The following is a 15,301-nucleotide window of genomic DNA, read 5'->3' on the forward strand; positions in this document are numbered from 1 at the left end:
GGCCCTTTGGGCCCCTTTTTAAGACCCATAAGCTAAACCTGTCAAAGCCAAGGGGGGGTTGGGATGGACCGGAACGTCAACAGGCTGGCGATCCTTTGCGGAGGGGGGCCCGCGCCGGGGATAAACAGCGTAATAAGCTCCGCCGCCATAGAGGCCTCGAACCACCGTTGGGAGGTGATAGGGCTCCTGGACGGTTTCAAGCACATATCCAAGGGCAGGCTTGAACACGTGCCCCTCACCATAGACGCGGTAAGCCGGATCCACAACGAGGGGGGCAGCGTGATCCGGACGTCCCGGCACAACCCCACCGGGGACCCCAAGGACATGGAGCGGGCGGTGGACACCCTGGCGGAGGCGGGGATAACCCATCTCATCACCATAGGGGGGGACGACACGGCCTTCTCGGCCCTTAAGATCTCCAAGGAGGCCCTATCCAGGAGGGGTTACCTGCTTAAGGTGGCCCACGTGCCAAAGACCATCGACAACGACCTGCCCCTGCCGGAGGGGATGCCTACATTTGGCTTCGAGACCGCCAGATCCCTGGGGGCCACGCTGGTGTCGAACATCATGGAGGACGCCCGGACCACGGGGCGGTGGTTTCTGTGCGTCACCATGGGGCGTTCATCGGGCCACCTGGCCCTTGGGATAGGTAAGGCCGCGGCGGCCACCATAACCATAATCCCCGAGGAGTTCGACGGCAGGGTCTCGCTGGACCGCCTTTCGAACCTCATCGTGGGGTCCATAATAAAGCGGCTTTCCATGGGCAGGGCCTATGGGGTGGCGGTGGTGGCGGAGGGGCTCATGGGCAAGATCCCCCCGGAGGAGCTGGAGGCCCTCAAGACCGCGGACCGGGACGAGCACGGGCACATCAGGTACGGGGAGATCAACTTCTCGGACATCCTGAGGGACCGGGTCAAGGGGGCCCTTAAGGAGCTGGGGATCAAGATAACCCTGAACGACAAGGAGATAGGCTACGAGATCCGATGCGCTCCCCCCAACGGGTTCGACGTGGAGTACACCCGCAACCTGGGATACGGGGCCTTTGAGTACTTAAGGCAGGGGGGCACCGGAGCCATGGTTACCATCCAGAACAATCGGCTTGTGCCGATACCCCTGGAGGACATAATGGACCCGGTAACCGGCAGGACCAGGATAAGGCTGGTGAACATCAACTCCATACAGTACAAGATAGCCCGGCGCTACATGATCCGCCTGGAGAGGGAGGACTTCGAGGACCCGGAGCGCCTTGAGGCCCTTTGCGGGGCCGCCAACATGGACAAGGAGGCCTTCGTAAGGCGCTTTGGGGAGACGGTGTAGGGACAGCAAAAGTACGATTTGATTATTGTTAAAAAAACCACATGGATATATAATCCGAACCAGCCATACGGGATCTTAAGATCCCCATGTCCTTCGTTCCTGATCCGCAACCTTGGGGGTGTAAGTCATATTCAGGGGAAGACCTCGGGTCTACGTGGTGGACGACTCGATAATGAACCTCCAGATACTCGAAGAGGTCCTTAGGATACAGGGTTACGAGGTACGTACGTTTCCCAACCCCCTGGAGGCCTTGAGCAAGGCGGACCAGGACCCGCCGGACCTCTTCATCCTGGACGTGGTGCTGCCGGAGATGGACGGGTTCGAGCTATGCCGCCGGCTTAAGCAGCGGGAGCTCCTTCGGGAGATACCGGTGATGTTCGTGAGCTCCCTGGACGATCCGCAGCACATCTCAAAGGCCTTCCTGGAGGGCGGGGTGGACTACGTGCCCAAGCCCTTTAGGCCCGAGGAGATAGCCGCCAGGGCGAGGACCCACATAAGGCTCCGAGAGGCCCAGCGGGAGCTGTTGGAGCAGAACCGGGAGCTGGAGGACATCCTGCAGCGCAAGGACCAGGAGGTCATGAGGGCCCAGCTTGCCACCATAGAGGCCCTGTCGGAGCTGGCGGAGTCCAGGGACGAGACCACCGGGGGGCACATAATAAGGACCAGCCACTACTGTGCCCTGCTTGGCCGGGGGCTCATGGAGCTGGGGCTATACCCGGATCAGGTGAACGAGGAGTTCATCGAGCTCCTCAAGAAGGCGGCGCCCCTCCATGACATCGGCAAGGTGGCCATACCGGACAGCATACTTCTCAAGAGGGCCCCGTTGACCAAAGAGGAGTACGAGGCCATGAAGAACCACACCATCATGGGGGAGCAGGCGCTGCTCAAGGTGCTCAAGAAGTACCCGGGGCACCCGCTCCTCCAGATGGGGATCCAAATAGCCCGGTCCCACCATGAGAAGTGGGACGGCACGGGGTACCCGGACGGGCTCAAGGGGGAGGAGATACCCTTGGCGGCCAGGATAATGGCGGTGGCGGACGTTTACGACGCCTTAAGGTGCTACAGGCCCTACAAGACCCCGCTCAGCCATCAGGAGAGCATGTTCATAATACAGGAGGGCTCCGGGGACCACTTCGACCCCAAGGTGGTAACGGCCTTCGTGGCCCTGGAGAAGGTCTTCGAGACCACGTCGGACAAGCTGGTGTTCCCGGAGGAGATGGAGATACCGGGCCCCTAGGGAGCGGGGTGCCGCCGGTCCCCTAGGGACCCGGTGGTCTACTAAGCATATGGGCTCAGCAACGCTGGGATCTCCTTGAGGCAGCGGGGGGCCACAAGCCCCTAGCCGCGGGCCCGGTGGTCCAAGCCCCGGAGCTCCGGCAGGGCCCCTTCGCAGAACTCCCTAAAAGCCCCATCCCCCCAAAGGTAAAAGGCCACCAGTTCCAGGGCCCCGGGGTTATCAAGGACGAACCGCCTGACAACCCCTGCCATGACGGCCCCGCAGGCCCTCAGTGGGAACCCCCCCACGCCGGTGCCAAGGGCCGGGAAGGCCACGCGGCGGAAGGAGTTCTCGAGGCACGCCTTGAGGGACGCCTCGGTGGCCGAGGCTATGAGGTCCTCTCGGGTCACCAGGTCCTGTCCCATCACCGCGGCGTGAACTATGCCCCTCAGCGGCAGCATCCCGGGGGACGTGACCACCGCGGAACCCACCTGGATAGGGCCTTTCGAGCGGGCCTCCCGGTCCACCTGGTCCCCGGCGGCCCTCCTTATCGGCCCCCGCCACGCCGCTTCCCATCCATAGGTGATCGTTCGCGGCGTTCACTATCGCATCCCCCCGGAAGGAACATATGTCCCCCTGGAGGAACTCCACCGACGTCTTAAGATCCCCGGAACCCAACGAAAACCCAAGCTTACCCGCCAAGGGCGCCACCTCCCAAATAGCTTTATGCATTCCGTCGAAAGGCCCGGACTTGAAAACCCTTTGACCTCAAGGGGGCAAGGGGTGACCTCCCTCCAGGATCAGGATCCCTCGAGGAACTCGGGGGAACAGTGAGAATCTGGGAGATCGGGCAAGAGGATCTCCCTCAGGGCCCTCATGTGCTTGCACTCCCTGTAGGTGCTCTGATGGTAAGGGCAGGTACAGCTGTGGAGGGTGGTGAAGTAGATCTGGTTGGAAGAGGAGGATCGGAAGAAGCCGGACCGGCTCTCCACGTCCAGCTCGAGCATCTCTGGGGGTGCCCCGCATGCGCTCCGCCGCTTGCCCTTCCGGAAGGACCGCACCTGGTTTATCCGATCCTGCACCTGGGACAGCACCTGGCGATAGTCCGGAAACCCCTGTTCCTCCCACGGGGGCAGGTCATCCAGGTTATCCGCCTCCATCATGGCCGCCACGGCCACCTTGGCGGCCAGGCGGGCGTCCTCCAAGGGATCGTGGTGGTAAAAGGGTATCCCCAGGTATTCCGCCATGGAGGAAAGACCGCACCTTTTGAACCTGAAAACCCGCCTAGCAAGCCTTAGGGAGCAGAAGAACCTGAGATCCGCCGGGTCCATGCGGTAAAGCCCCATGGTGCGGAGCATGACCTCCCCGTCGAACCGGGCGTTGTGGGCCACCAGTGGAAGCCCCTTTACCATGGCGAAGAAGTCCTCGAAGACGTCGGGGAACTCCTGGGCCCCCTCCAGGGCCTCTAACGTGATCCCGTGAACCCTCACGTTCATGGGCTCGAAGAACCGGAAGTCCCGGTGGGGAAGGATGTGGAAGGAGGCCTCCTCCACGATCTCAAAGGACCTCACCACCACCACCCCCAGGGCACAGGGGCTCTCGTGGAAGCGGTTTGCGGTCTCAAAGTCCAGGGCGGCGAAGTCCGGGATCCCGAAGCGCACCGGCAGCACCCCTCAGCGAACCCGCCGGGCGGTGGGGCCACCCAGGGGGATGAGATCCGAGATCAGGGCAACGTATCCGTCCCCCATTTGGACCTGCTTGAAAAGCACCGGGAAAGGCAGGTCCGAGGTGGACAGTATGGGGTTCAAGGACCGAAGCACCTCGTTGGTGAAGAACTCGGGCTGACGGCGGCCCTCCACGAAGAAGCCCACCTGGTCCAGGTATATGCCGTCGGGCTTAAGGGCCAGGACACCGTTGGCCTTCAGGCGAACGGTTATGTTGAATATGAACTTGGCGGAGTAGATCCCCTGGGCCTCGAAGCCCGAGGGAGTGAGCCGGAACCGGAGGTCCCTGAAGCCGCTCTCCTCGTTCTTGGCGAAGTAGGAGTTGATGTCCTTCTCCAGGAGCAGCAGCTCCCCCCGGGAGAAGAGCACCATGGAGCTGAGGTCCTTGGCGGAGGGGTCTATCTTGGCATCCAGCCTTATCCGTTCCACCCTCACCCCGTCCAGGGACAAGCCCTTGACGGTCACGAAGGCCCTCTGGCCGTTCACCGTCACCGAAGCCTCCTCGGGGGAGAACCGGGAGAACAGGGCATCGCAAATCCACTGGGCGGTCTTGAGGTTATCCGCATCCCCCCCCATGGCGGAGTGGGGGCGGGCGAACAGGACCAGGGCCCCCAGGAGCAAGAGCGCCAGGGACCTCAAGCCGTCCCTCCCCCGGACGGGGCTTTTCATGCAGCCGAAATATCATGAAGCGCAACACCCCCAACGGCCCGTAGGGGCCTAGAGTCATACCGGTTAAACCATGCCACCATTCTACTCTCCCCGGGGCGGTTGACAAAACAAAGAATTTGGGTATTCTAATACCATAATATATCTACTTCGAGGGAGTGCAGATGAGGGACATCATAAGGCTTTCGGAGGCGGCGTCCCTGGGGCTTCACGCCCTGGTGCTGCTGGCCAAGCCGGGGACGGGAAGGTTGACGGTCAAGGAGATGGCGGAGCAGATGGGGGCATCGCCGGCACACCTTTCCAAGGTGGTTCAGCAGCTGTCGAGGCTTGGTTTCGTCAGGTCGAAGAGCGGACCTGGAGGCGGGGTGGAGCTCCAGAGGCCCCCTGGGGAGATAAGCCTTCTCCAGGTCTACGAGGCCCTGGAGGGGCCCTACCGGGTGGGGGGATGTCCCCTGGGACGGGAGGTCTGCCCCTTCCGGGGGTGCATATTCGGGGGTCTTTTCTCGAGGGTCCAGGAGCAGGTCACGGATTTTCTCGAGCACACCACGCTGGGGGATTTCTGGGGCGATGAAAAGGGGGACATGTGACATGCCGGTAAGACGGGTGATAAAGATCGACAGGGATAAGTGCGACGGCTGCGGCCTTTGCGTCTCCGCCTGCCACGAGGGGGCCATAGGTCTGGTGGACGGGAAGGCGGAGCTTTTGAGCGACTCCTACTGCGACGGCCTTGGGGACTGCATCGGGGAGTGCCCCAGGGGGGCCATAAGCTTCGAGGAGCGGGAGGCCCTGCCCTATGACGAGGAGGAGGTTAAGGCCAGGAAGGGGGATCTGGCTGGGGGCAGCCTTTCCGGCAGCCTGCCCTGCGGGTGTCCCGGCACCATGGCCAGGGCCCTTGGGGGAGGTGAAAGGCCCTCGAAGGCCCCGGATGCCACGGGACCCAGCCTTCTTAGGAACTGGCCGGTGCAGCTCCGGCTGGTACCCGCGAACGCCCCTTACCTTAAGGGGGGCAAGGTGCTGCTGGCCTCGGACTGCTCCGCCGCGGCGGTCAGGGACTTTCAAGGCCGGCTGCTCCAGGACCGGGTGTGCCTCATGGCCTGTCCAAAGCTGGACGACACCTCCACCTACGTGGAGAAGCTGGCGGAGATCATAAGCGGAGGGGTAAGGGACATTCGGGTGGCCATCATGGAGGTTCCGTGCTGCTCCGGCCTTGCGAGGATCGCCAGGGAAGCGGCGGAGGCGGCAAGGGCAGACCTCACGATGGAGATCGTCACCCTTTCCGTGGAGGGGGAGGTCATCAGCTCCAAGACGCTGGAATATCGCTTTGCCAAGTAGAAAGTCCCATTGGGGGTTGAAGAGGGTCCAATAAGGTCTGAAAATAGAGAATAACCAGACAAAAGGGAGGGGATTGGAGTGGAGATGTTCTGCTATCAGTGTGAGCAGGCGGCGCAGGGGAAGGGCTGTTCGGTCATGGGGGTGTGCGGGAAGGACCCAAAGACGTCGGACCTTCAGGACATGCTGATCAAGGTCCTGTGCGACGTGGGCTCCTTGGCTCACGAGAAGTCCATCAGGGACCGGGAGGCGGACCTTTTCGTCATAGAGGGGCTTTTCACCACCGTTACCAACGTGGACTTCGACCCGGACCGGGTGGAGTCCTTCATAAGGCGGGGTTTCGCCATCCGCCGCAGGCTTGCGGGGGAGGCGGTGCCGGAGGAGTGGCGGGAGGAGGAGGGGCTGGATCAGGAGGGCCTGGCCCTCAGGGGATCTCGCCTGGGCCCCAAGGCGGACGTGTCCCGCTACGGCGAGACCCTAGGGGGGCTCAAGTGGCTGGTCATATACGGCCTTAAGGGCACCGCGGCCTACGCGGACCACGCCCACATCCTTGGGGTGGAGGACCAGGAGGTGTTCGCCTTCTTCCATCGGGGGCTGCACCGGGTGTCCAGGGAGGACATAACGGTGGATCAGATGCTCTCCCTGGCCCTGGAGGTGGGTGAGGTGAACCTGAAGGTCATGGAGATGCTGGACAAGGCAAACACCGGCGCCTACGGGGACCCGGTCCCCACCAAGGTCCGCATAACCCCGGTGAAGGGGAAGGCCATCCTGGTATCGGGACACGACCTCAAGGACCTGTACGAGCTGCTGAAACAGACCGAGGGAAAGGGGATCAACATCTACACCCACGGGGAGATGCTCCCCGCCCATGGGTACCCCAAGCTCAAGGCCTTCAAACACCTGGCGGGGAACTACGGCGGGGCTTGGCAGGACCAGCAGAGGGAGTTCGACCAGTTCCCGGGCTCCATACTCATGACCACCAACTGCATCCAGCGTCCCCTTGACTCCTACAAGGACCGGATCTTCACCACCGGGCTCGTGGCCTGGCCGGGGGTCGCCCACGTGGACCGCAAGGACTTCTCCCCTGTCATAGAGGCGGCCCTCAAGGCCAAGGGCTTCGAGGAGGACGGGGAGGACAAGGAGATCCTGGTTGGCTTCGGACACGCCTCCACCCTAGGGGCGGCTCCAAAGGTCATAGAGCTGGTGAAATCCCGCAAGATAAAGCACTTCTTCCTCATCGGCGGCTGCGACGGGGCAAAGAGCGGTAGGAACTACTACACCGACTTCGCCACCCTGGCCCCCAAGGACACGGTGATCCTCACCCTGGCCTGCGGAAAGTACCGGTTCAACAAGCTGGAGTTCGGGGACATCGAGGGCATACCAAGGCTCCTGGACATGGGGCAGTGCAACGACGCCTACTCCGCCATAAAGGTGGCCCTGGCCCTGGCGGAGGCCTTCCAGACCGACGTGAACTCCCTGCCCTTGTCCCTCATCCTCTCCTGGTACGAGCAGAAGGCGGTGTGCATACTGCTCACCCTGCTGCACCTGGGGATAAAGGACATAAGGCTTGGGCCCTCCCTTCCGGCCTTCATCTCCCCGGAGGCCCTCCAGGTGCTGGTCAACAACTTCAACATAAAGCCCATAGGGGCAAGCGCAAGGGAGGACCTGGAGGCCATCCTGGGGCGCTCCATCTGACCCATCCCGCCGCAAGGGCTTAAAGAAACGCCTAACCTGATCTAAAAGTCCTACGCTCATCGGTCCTCTAGGGGGCCGATGAGTTTTATTTTTATATAAAATGTAACAAAGGCTTCCTATTTAATATATTTCATGATAGACTCCCCTTAGACGGCACTACAATTAGCTGACCATTCCTATGAGGAGAAAGTAAATGTCGAACCAATCCTTTCTTGAGCTTGTTCTTGACCGGCAGGGCAATGTTAAGAGGGTGATTTGGGATCCCGAGGGTATCATCAGGGATTCCAACTTCCTGTCCTCCATGGGTATGGACCCCAAGGTGTGGCTCGAGGCGGCGGAGGAGTGCTATTCAAGGCACAAGGCGGTGCAGCGAACCTTTCTGAGGGGGCGCAACTTACCGTCCCTCCGCTTCCGGTTCAGGCCCACGGCAAAGGGCGAGATCATAGCCACGGGAACGATGATCCCCTCAAGGAACAGGGAAACCCCCGGTATCCCCCTGGAGGGGGCGGTGATGGGCTGGGCCCACGACCTGAACAACCTGTTCACCATAATGACCCAGGCCATCGACCTCATGGAGAACAAGGCCCTGTCTGGCAAGGACATCGATGGGGAGATAAAGCGGATAAGGCGCGGGGCCCTGAAGGCCCGGAACATAACCGAGTGGATCGTCCGACTGCTCAAGGGCTCCAGCCTGTTCGAGTCCATCCCGTTCGCCGCCACCCTGGTGCTGGAGGAGATGGCGGACATGCTCGCCGCCTCCATGAGGGGGGTATGCCTAAAGCTCAAGGTGGCCCCTGAATGCCACAGGGCGATCCTTTTCGGGGTTCCCGAGGACCTGGGGCGGGTGGTGTTCAACTTAAGCATTAACGCCTCCCAGGCCATAAGGGACTCCAAAGCCCGTTACGGAACGGTGAGCATCACCTGCTCCACGAGTTACTCCAGGCGGGGAAAGGTCCTGCGGCTTGAGATCGCCGACGACGGACCCGGCATGGAGGCTCATCAGATAAAGCGGATCCTCTACGACGGGTCCCCCAATCCCAGGGGGCACGGCATAGGCATCTCGGTGGTCAAGGACCTGGTGCGTCAGCTGGGGGGCTCCATAGATGCGACCTCCAGCATCGGCCAGGGCACCAGGTTCTTCCTGGACCTGCCCGTAATGAAGGAGATCGGGCACCAGGAACCCTTGGAGCGCAAGGGTTCCGAGAGGATAGGGCTCATGATCCCGAAGAAACACGCCAAGCTCTACGGCAGTTTTCTCTCCGCCTGGGGCTACCGAGTCTTCGAGATCCCCTCTCGGGATCATCTGGAGCACTACTGGGACGAGCTAGACCTGCTTATAGCCTGGCATGAGGACATGGGGACCCCGATGGATACCGCCGGAAGGCTCATAACCTTTGGCGACGAGGGGTCGGGGGCGGACTTCATAGTTCCCGTGACGAGAAACGACCTGGGGCTTATGCTCCAGTGCCTGGACCAGCCCCGGATCATCCCAGAGGGGTCCGCCCCGATGGGGGACCGGTAAGTGCCGCCATGGGACCCGCGGGGCTCTACTGGGAGTTCTTCAAGCTTAGCGCCGTCACCTTCGGGGGAGGGCTTGTGTTGGTGGCCATGGCGAGGGAAAGGCTTACCTCCCGGGGGATCATATCCCCTGAGGAGAGCATGGAGATGACCAACCTGGCCTCGTTGGTGCCGGGTCCGGTGGCGATCAACTTCGCCGCCCTGGCGGGGCACAGGCTCTCAGGACCAGCCGGCGCGGCGGCGGCGGTGCTAGGGGTCCTTTCCCCCCCCTTCATATCGGTCCTGATCCTAGGCCCCTACTTCCTGTCCCACCTCTCAAACCCCATGCTTCAGGGGTTCGTGAAGGGGGTCCTCTGCGCCTCATCGGCGCTGGTGCTGAAGGCGGTGCTTCAGTCCGCCCGCCACAACCTGGGAGCCCCCAGGGCCGTTCCCATCGCGGGGCTGGTGGGTTTCCTCGGGATGTCCCTGGCGGGGGTGCCTCCCCTTTGGGGACTTGTCATATCCATAGGGGGGTGCCTGCTTTGGCAGATGCGGGCCTGTTAGGGGCTGCGGCGGGGTTTCTTAAGATCGGCATCATGGCCTTTGGGGGCGGTATATCCACGGTGCCGCTCATGAGACACGAGATGATAGCCCAGGGTCTCCTGGAACCCGGGCAGTTCCTAACCCTCCTTGGGCTGTCCCAGGTGACCCCGGGTCCCCTGGTGATAAACGGAGCCACCCTTTTGGGGTTCTACAAGGGAGGGTTTATCGGGGCGGCCCTGTGCACCATGAGCGCCATATCGGGTCCCCTGGCGCTTCTTTACGTCACAAAACGGACCTTCTCCGCCAACCCCAACCTGGCGGACCGGTTAGATAAGGCCATAAGGGGTCCCATAACGGGGCTCCTGATGATGGCCTTCGTGTACATGGCAAAGCCCTCCGTCACGGATCCCATGGGGGTTCTTCTTTTCCTCTGCTCCCTCGGAGCCGCAAGCATGGGCCCCCTTAAGAGGCTCTATCCCTTAGTAGTGCTGGCCGCGGGGCTCGCAGGGGCCTTCCTGTTCTCCCGTCCCCGGTAAGGGCGGCATTTAAACACGTAAAAAAGCGCCCCGGGAAGAACGGGGCGCCACGCCGCGAAGGGCTCAAAGGGTCTACTTCAGCTTCAGCACCGTTACAGCCCGGGGCTCCAGTATGCGGAAGGCAAAGGTCTCGGTGAAGAAGAGCCTCACCACGCTGGAGTCGTGGGACTCGTAGCCCAGGGACAGGTCCTGCCCAAGGGCGAGCTCCGTGTACCCCCCTGCCAGGGAGACCAGCAGGGCCCCGTCCAGGAGCGGGGCGTAGACCAGCTTCTCCACCAGACTCAACAGGTTCTTCCTCATGGGGTAAGGCTCGTAGAAGGAGTCGATGGCGGAGAAGAGCTTATCTCCCCCCACCAGGGCAAAGGGCCCTTTCACCAAGGTCTCCATGGACCTCACCGCCTTGGCTACCCCAGCTATCATGTCCTTGCTCTTGGACAGGTTCAGATCCATGGAGGCGGCGGCCCCCTTGAAGAGACCCTCTATGCAGCCATCCTCCAGGCCATGGTAGACCGCCCTCTCCTCGAAGGCGGCTATCTTCCTGGCCGCCTCCTCGAGGGGGGAAAGGTCCACGTCCTTGGCGCCCCGGACGATGTCGTCCAGGTCCCATATGTTCATCTCAAAGGACACCCGGGCCTCCACCATGGGCTGGAACTGCCGGATCCCGTACTGCACCGCCCCCTTCTGCTGACCCTCCGGGAGCACCAGCTTGCCCGTGCCGAAGCCATGGAAGTCCCACCCCATGGGACCCACCACGTCCACGAACCTCCTGGCGGACAGGTTGTCCTTCAACACCACCCGGGCCTGGTCATCCAAAACCCTCCAGGCCTCCTCGCTTATGGGCGCAAAGCTCCTCTTGAGAATATCCATCAAAACCCCTCCCTTCAAACGGTTTAAACCATTGAAATCCAAACGGGAAACCCCACCGGAACCTCAAATGCCCCGAGGTTACCGGGCATCGGCTACAGCTTGCCTATCCCCAGGGAACCCGACGTCTCTTTCGAGGGGGCCCCATCCCTGCCGGCGCCTCCGCTGGCCGCCTCTTCCACCTGGGTAACCGGCGCCTGGGTGAAGAGGTAGGTCCTCAAGGCCTCGTCCATGGCGGGGATCTTCCGGCGCAGCCACTCCACGCACATGGCGGCGTGCTCTATCTCCTCGTCCCGGTTGTGGATCAAGAGGGCCTTCAGCTCCTGATCCGCGGTTAGAGCAGCCCTCTGGTGGTAGTAGTCTATGGCCTCCACCTCTTCCCTGAGGCTCGCAAGGGCCCGGGAGATGTCCCGGTCCTCCGGACGAAGTTCGCCTGCGGGCTCAAAGTATCCCATATCTCATACCCCCCATCGGTTTTTGTGTTACGACGGCTAGATTGTACAGCAAAAAAGCCCCCCTGTGTCAAAGGCGAGGGGGGATCTTAAAATCATTTTGATTAACCTCGGAGCGGGTGGGCTAGAAAACCGGCGATGGAATAGCCTGAGCCTTGGAATGGTTCGGATCACGCCTTTGAGGCCTTGTGGAGGTACATGGCCTCGTCGGCCCGCTGCATCAGGGTTATGGAATCCCTGCCGTCCCGGGGGAAGATGGCGACCCCGAGGCTTGCGCCGATCGGTATGGACATGCCCTTTACCTCCACGGGCCTGTCGAACTGGGAGGCCACCTTGGCCACCACGGAGAAGGCGGACTCCTCGCAGGAGAGGCCCTTTATTATCATCACGAACTCGTCCCCCCCTATGCGGGATACCAGGTCGGAGGACCTCACGCAACGTTTTAGCCTCTTGGCCACCTCCTTGAGGGTCTCGTCCCCCATGAGGTGCCCAAGCCCATCGTTTATCTCCTTAAAACCGTCCAGGTCTATGAATATGAGGGCGAAGCCCTTGTCCTCCGCGGAGGACTCCATTATGGCGAGCTCTATCTCCTCGAAACAGGCGGCCCGGTTGGGCAGGTCCGTGAGGGGGTCCTTGAGGGCCATGGCCTTTATGGCCCGCTCCCGTTCCTTGGAGTCGGTTATGTCTATCACCTGCAGCAGGTAACCCCTTATCATCCCGTCCCGGTCCTCCACCTTGGAGATGAAGACCCGGGCCTCCATGGGGGACCCGCAGGCCTTCACGAGCCGGCAGTCCACCCGCTCGTTCCTGGTCTTGCCCCCCATGAGACGCCGCAGCGGACCTATCACGTGCCGCCTTGAGCCCTTCTGCAGAAAATCCCCTATGGGGCGTCCCACCACCGCGTGCCTGAAGTGCCCCAGCATGCCGCATATGGAGGTGTTGGCATCCAGCACCAGCCCCCTGGGGGAACAGAACACCGCCCCCACCAGGGACTCCTTGAAGAAGATCCTGTAGACCTCCTGCCTGGTGAAGAAATCGCACATGAAGCTTTCGACGCTCTCCATGTCTAACACCCCCCGGGGGACATCCAGATCCCCCCAATACAAAGCCTCTATGACCCTACCCCCCCGGGTGAATAATAGCACATAAATAAATAATAGTTAATCCCCATTCTCCATCAATATCCTAGCCACGTCCCTGCCGGCAAAGGGGCGTTTAAGCCTCCGGCAATTGGATATCAGGGAGGCCCTGGCTTGAGGATCGGACAGGACCTCCTCAACCTTTAGGTCCGCCGCCCGGACGTGGAATATGGCCTTGGCGGCCCCGTTCTCCAGCAGGTAATCGCTGTTGCGCTGTTCCTGCCCCGGTATGGGGTCCATCAGGAACATGGGCTTCTCCATGCACAGCACCTCCGAGGAGCTGAGTCCTCCGGGCTTCATGACCACCGCGTCCGCCGCCTCGTAGAGGGGGTTTATGGGGTCCACGTAGCCGAAGACCCTCACGTTCCGCCTGTCCGCAAAGGCCCTGCTCATGCTGTTGAACCGGGAGCGGTTGTTGCCGCACACCACCAGCACCTGCCAGGAGTCCCTCTTGGATAGGGCCTCCACCGCCTCCTCCAGGGGACCCACGCCGATACCGCCGCTCATCACCAGGACGGTGGTCCGGTCCTGCAGCCCGAGCTCCCTGAGGGCCTCCTCCCTGGGCCTTGGAGAGGTGAACGATCGGGCCACCGGTATGCCGGTTAGCCACACACGGTCGTATATCCCGTCGGAGTTGTACTGCAGCACCGCCTCCCGGCTGGCCACGAACCAGCCCCGGAAGAGCGGGTTCCGGTGGAACACGTGGCTCAGGAAGTCGGTGTTAAGGTAGTACACCGGCACCCTCCCAAGGAACTCCTCCGCGATGGGGCCGGCGCCGAAGAAGTGGCTGAACACCATGGCCTGGGGATCGAAGGTCTTGAGCCTCCTTATGAGGCGCCTTAGGTTTATCCTGGCGGTGAGATCGTTTATGGAGTTCAAGACCCCGTCCCGGGCCTTTGGGTCGTCCATGGAGTCGTAGAAGTACCCCCATAGCCGGGGGGCCCGCTTCACCATCTCCAGGTACGAGTTGGCTATGAAGGCCTTCACGAAGGGGGAGCCGAAGGCCAACACGTCCAGGCATACCACCTGGCACTGAGGGTACTCGGTCCGGATCCAGTCGGAGAGGGCCAGGGCGGCGGTCTTGTGGCCGGTTCCAACGGTGGCGTAAAGCACCGCTATCCTGGTCCTAGCCATCCTGTCCCAACTTCCCCTTGAGTATATCCCCTATGGTCATGCCAACCCCCATGGAGCTCTCCCGGTGGCTATTCATGGCGGCGGCGAGGGACGAGAATATCTGTTCCCTGGAGAAGTGGGCGGGGAAGTAGAGGGCCGCCGCATCGTCATGTCCACCCCCCCGGACCTTTCTCCCGTCCTTTAGGAGGGCCACCATCCGCCCCGCCAGGCCGGAACGGCTTCTCATGGACACCGCCCAGTCTCCCCCCTGCCGGCGGGCCAGCACCGCCACCACCTCCGGCGGGTTGTCCATCCGGTCCAGGACCAGGCCGCAGAAGTCCGAGACGTCCCCAAACTCCAGGATCCCATCGTCCAACATGGCAAGATCGCCCCGGCGATCCAGGCTGGAGATGGCCCGCTTGAACCTCTCGTCCTGGGATGTCACGAACTCCCTGGCGGCCCTCTCCTCCCCCGCATCCATCACGTGGGAGCGGTTAACCGAGAGCCTCATGAGGGCCCCATGGGGGCCTAACAGGGTTACCAGCGCCTGCCAAAGCCTTGACTCCGGACGTTCCCCAAGCCACAAGTCCCGATCGTTGGCCGTCTCCACCAGTTCCCTCATTTCCGCAAGGGCCTCCACGTCCGCCTCTTCCCCATGGCCGGAGGATAGAAGCCAAGAGTAGTACACCTTGGCGGCACACATGGAGGTGTCAACCTTGAGCCAGCTCCGGTTCCCGTACTTCTCCATGGTGCTCTTATGGTGGTCGAAGAACAGGGGTCGCCTGAGTTCCACCCCGTCGAAGGCCCGGTCCAGCATGTCCACCGTCTCCTGCCTCTGGCAGAAGAGGTCCAGGACAAGGAGGTCCTCCCCCTTCGACAGCCCATAGGCCACCAGGGAGTCCACCTCCCCGTAGCCGCAAAGGGTCACCTTTATGGGCCACCGGCTACGCCGGTTGGCGTGCCACGCCACCGCCGCGGCGGTTATGCCGTCCAGATCCGTATGGCTTATCACGTGAAGAATCCCCTCTTCCAAAAAGGGACCCCCCTTCCAATTAAAAAGGGTATGCTTAATAAACGCCTTACCGCGGTCCATTGAACCACAACGTGGATTATATCCCATATCCCATGTCCCCATGGCGGATGAGAAGGACCGAGAAAGTCCGTGGGATCTGGGAACCCAGCCCCTTCTCCGGCCGCATCCCACCGGCCG

General features: G+C 61.9%; 16 protein-coding genes. 8 read left to right on the forward strand and 8 right to left on the reverse strand.

Going from position 1 to position 15,301, the window contains the following annotated elements; genetic code table 11:
- Positions 1-63: 63 nt before the first annotated feature.
- Together pfp and THEVEDRAFT_RS08940 are read left to right on the forward strand one after the other, a co-directional pair.
- The gene (pfp, locus tag THEVEDRAFT_RS08935; RefSeq protein ID WP_006584407.1) at positions 64-1,317 is read left to right on the forward strand and encodes a diphosphate--fructose-6-phosphate 1-phosphotransferase; all 1,254 of its coding nucleotides are present in this window, start codon (positions 64-66) and stop codon (positions 1,315-1,317) included.
- A 154-nt stretch (positions 1,318-1,471) separates the two neighbouring features.
- A complete protein-coding gene (locus THEVEDRAFT_RS08940; RefSeq protein ID WP_006584408.1) occupies positions 1,472-2,554 on the forward strand; it encodes an HD domain-containing phosphohydrolase in 1,083 nt (360 codons plus the stop codon).
- A gap of 101 nt (positions 2,555-2,655) precedes the next feature.
- Here the strand turns inward: THEVEDRAFT_RS08940 and THEVEDRAFT_RS08945 are convergent, their stop codons facing one another.
- The 3 genes from THEVEDRAFT_RS08945 to THEVEDRAFT_RS08955 all read right to left on the reverse strand — a co-directional run bounded on the left by THEVEDRAFT_RS08945 (position 2,656) and on the right by THEVEDRAFT_RS08955 (position 4,926).
- Complete coding sequence (locus tag THEVEDRAFT_RS08945; protein WP_245522666.1) at positions 2,656-3,060, reverse strand: macro domain-containing protein; 405 nt, start codon at positions 3,058-3,060, stop codon at positions 2,656-2,658.
- Positions 3,061-3,333: 273 nt separating this feature from the next.
- The gene (locus THEVEDRAFT_RS09255; protein ID WP_006584410.1) at positions 3,334-4,194 is read right to left on the reverse strand and encodes an exonuclease domain-containing protein; all 861 of its coding nucleotides are present in this window, start codon (positions 4,192-4,194) and stop codon (positions 3,334-3,336) included.
- Between the two features lie 12 nt (positions 4,195-4,206).
- Positions 4,207-4,926, reverse strand: coding sequence for an LmeA family phospholipid-binding protein (locus THEVEDRAFT_RS08955; protein WP_172634041.1), 720 nt, complete (start codon positions 4,924-4,926; stop codon positions 4,207-4,209).
- Positions 4,927-5,087: 161 nt separating this feature from the next.
- On the opposite strand from THEVEDRAFT_RS08955, the gene THEVEDRAFT_RS08960 reads away from it, so the two are divergent.
- The 6 genes from THEVEDRAFT_RS08960 (at position 5,088) to THEVEDRAFT_RS08985 (ending at position 10,523) form a co-directional block, all read left to right on the forward strand.
- Positions 5,088-5,510 (forward strand): RrF2 family transcriptional regulator, encoded by a 423-nt coding sequence (locus tag THEVEDRAFT_RS08960; protein ID WP_006584412.1) that lies wholly within the window; start codon positions 5,088-5,090, stop codon positions 5,508-5,510.
- A gap of 1 nt (position 5,511) precedes the next feature.
- Complete coding sequence (locus THEVEDRAFT_RS08965) at positions 5,512-6,255, forward strand: 4Fe-4S binding protein (RefSeq protein ID WP_006584413.1); 744 nt, start codon at positions 5,512-5,514, stop codon at positions 6,253-6,255.
- An 84-nt stretch (positions 6,256-6,339) separates the two neighbouring features.
- On the forward strand, positions 6,340-7,947 hold the full coding sequence (hcp, locus tag THEVEDRAFT_RS08970) for a hydroxylamine reductase (protein ID WP_040825977.1): 1,608 nt from the start codon (positions 6,340-6,342) through the stop codon (positions 7,945-7,947).
- A 193-nt stretch (positions 7,948-8,140) separates the two neighbouring features.
- On the forward strand, positions 8,141-9,469 hold the full coding sequence (locus THEVEDRAFT_RS08975) for a sensor histidine kinase (RefSeq protein ID WP_006584415.1): 1,329 nt from the start codon (positions 8,141-8,143) through the stop codon (positions 9,467-9,469).
- Positions 9,412-10,008: a chromate transporter gene (locus THEVEDRAFT_RS08980; RefSeq protein WP_245522667.1), complete on the forward strand. Its 597-nt coding sequence runs from the start codon at positions 9,412-9,414 to the stop codon at positions 10,006-10,008. The genes THEVEDRAFT_RS08975 and THEVEDRAFT_RS08980 overlap by 58 nt, the downstream gene beginning before the upstream one ends.
- Positions 9,978-10,523 (forward strand): chromate transporter, encoded by a 546-nt coding sequence (locus tag THEVEDRAFT_RS08985; RefSeq protein ID WP_425358263.1) that lies wholly within the window; start codon positions 9,978-9,980, stop codon positions 10,521-10,523. The genes THEVEDRAFT_RS08980 and THEVEDRAFT_RS08985 overlap by 31 nt, the downstream gene beginning before the upstream one ends.
- Before the next feature lie 72 nt (positions 10,524-10,595).
- On the opposite strand, the gene THEVEDRAFT_RS08990 is transcribed toward THEVEDRAFT_RS08985, so the two are convergent.
- From THEVEDRAFT_RS08990 to THEVEDRAFT_RS09010, 5 genes are all read right to left on the reverse strand, one after another.
- Entirely contained in the window at positions 10,596-11,390 is a 795-nt protein-coding gene (locus THEVEDRAFT_RS08990; RefSeq protein ID WP_006584418.1) for a family 1 encapsulin nanocompartment shell protein, read from the reverse strand.
- A gap of 92 nt (positions 11,391-11,482) precedes the next feature.
- Positions 11,483-11,842, reverse strand: a complete 360-nt coding sequence (locus THEVEDRAFT_RS08995; RefSeq protein ID WP_006584419.1) for an encapsulin-associated ferritin-like protein — start codon at positions 11,840-11,842, stop codon at positions 11,483-11,485.
- A 167-nt stretch (positions 11,843-12,009) separates the two neighbouring features.
- Positions 12,010-12,903, reverse strand: a complete 894-nt coding sequence (locus THEVEDRAFT_RS09000; protein ID WP_156787158.1) for a sensor domain-containing diguanylate cyclase — start codon at positions 12,901-12,903, stop codon at positions 12,010-12,012.
- A 96-nt stretch (positions 12,904-12,999) separates the two neighbouring features.
- Complete coding sequence (locus THEVEDRAFT_RS09005; RefSeq protein ID WP_006584421.1) at positions 13,000-14,112, reverse strand: MGDG synthase family glycosyltransferase; 1,113 nt, start codon at positions 14,110-14,112, stop codon at positions 13,000-13,002.
- The gene (locus THEVEDRAFT_RS09010) at positions 14,105-15,124 is read right to left on the reverse strand and encodes a DHH family phosphoesterase (protein ID WP_006584422.1); all 1,020 of its coding nucleotides are present in this window, start codon (positions 15,122-15,124) and stop codon (positions 14,105-14,107) included. The genes THEVEDRAFT_RS09005 and THEVEDRAFT_RS09010 overlap by 8 nt, the downstream gene beginning before the upstream one ends.
- Between the last annotated feature and the right edge of the window lie 177 nt (positions 15,125-15,301).

The organism is Thermanaerovibrio velox DSM 12556, assembly GCF_000237825.1.
Classification (GTDB): Bacteria; Synergistota; Synergistia; order Synergistales; family Synergistaceae; genus Thermanaerovibrio; species Thermanaerovibrio velox.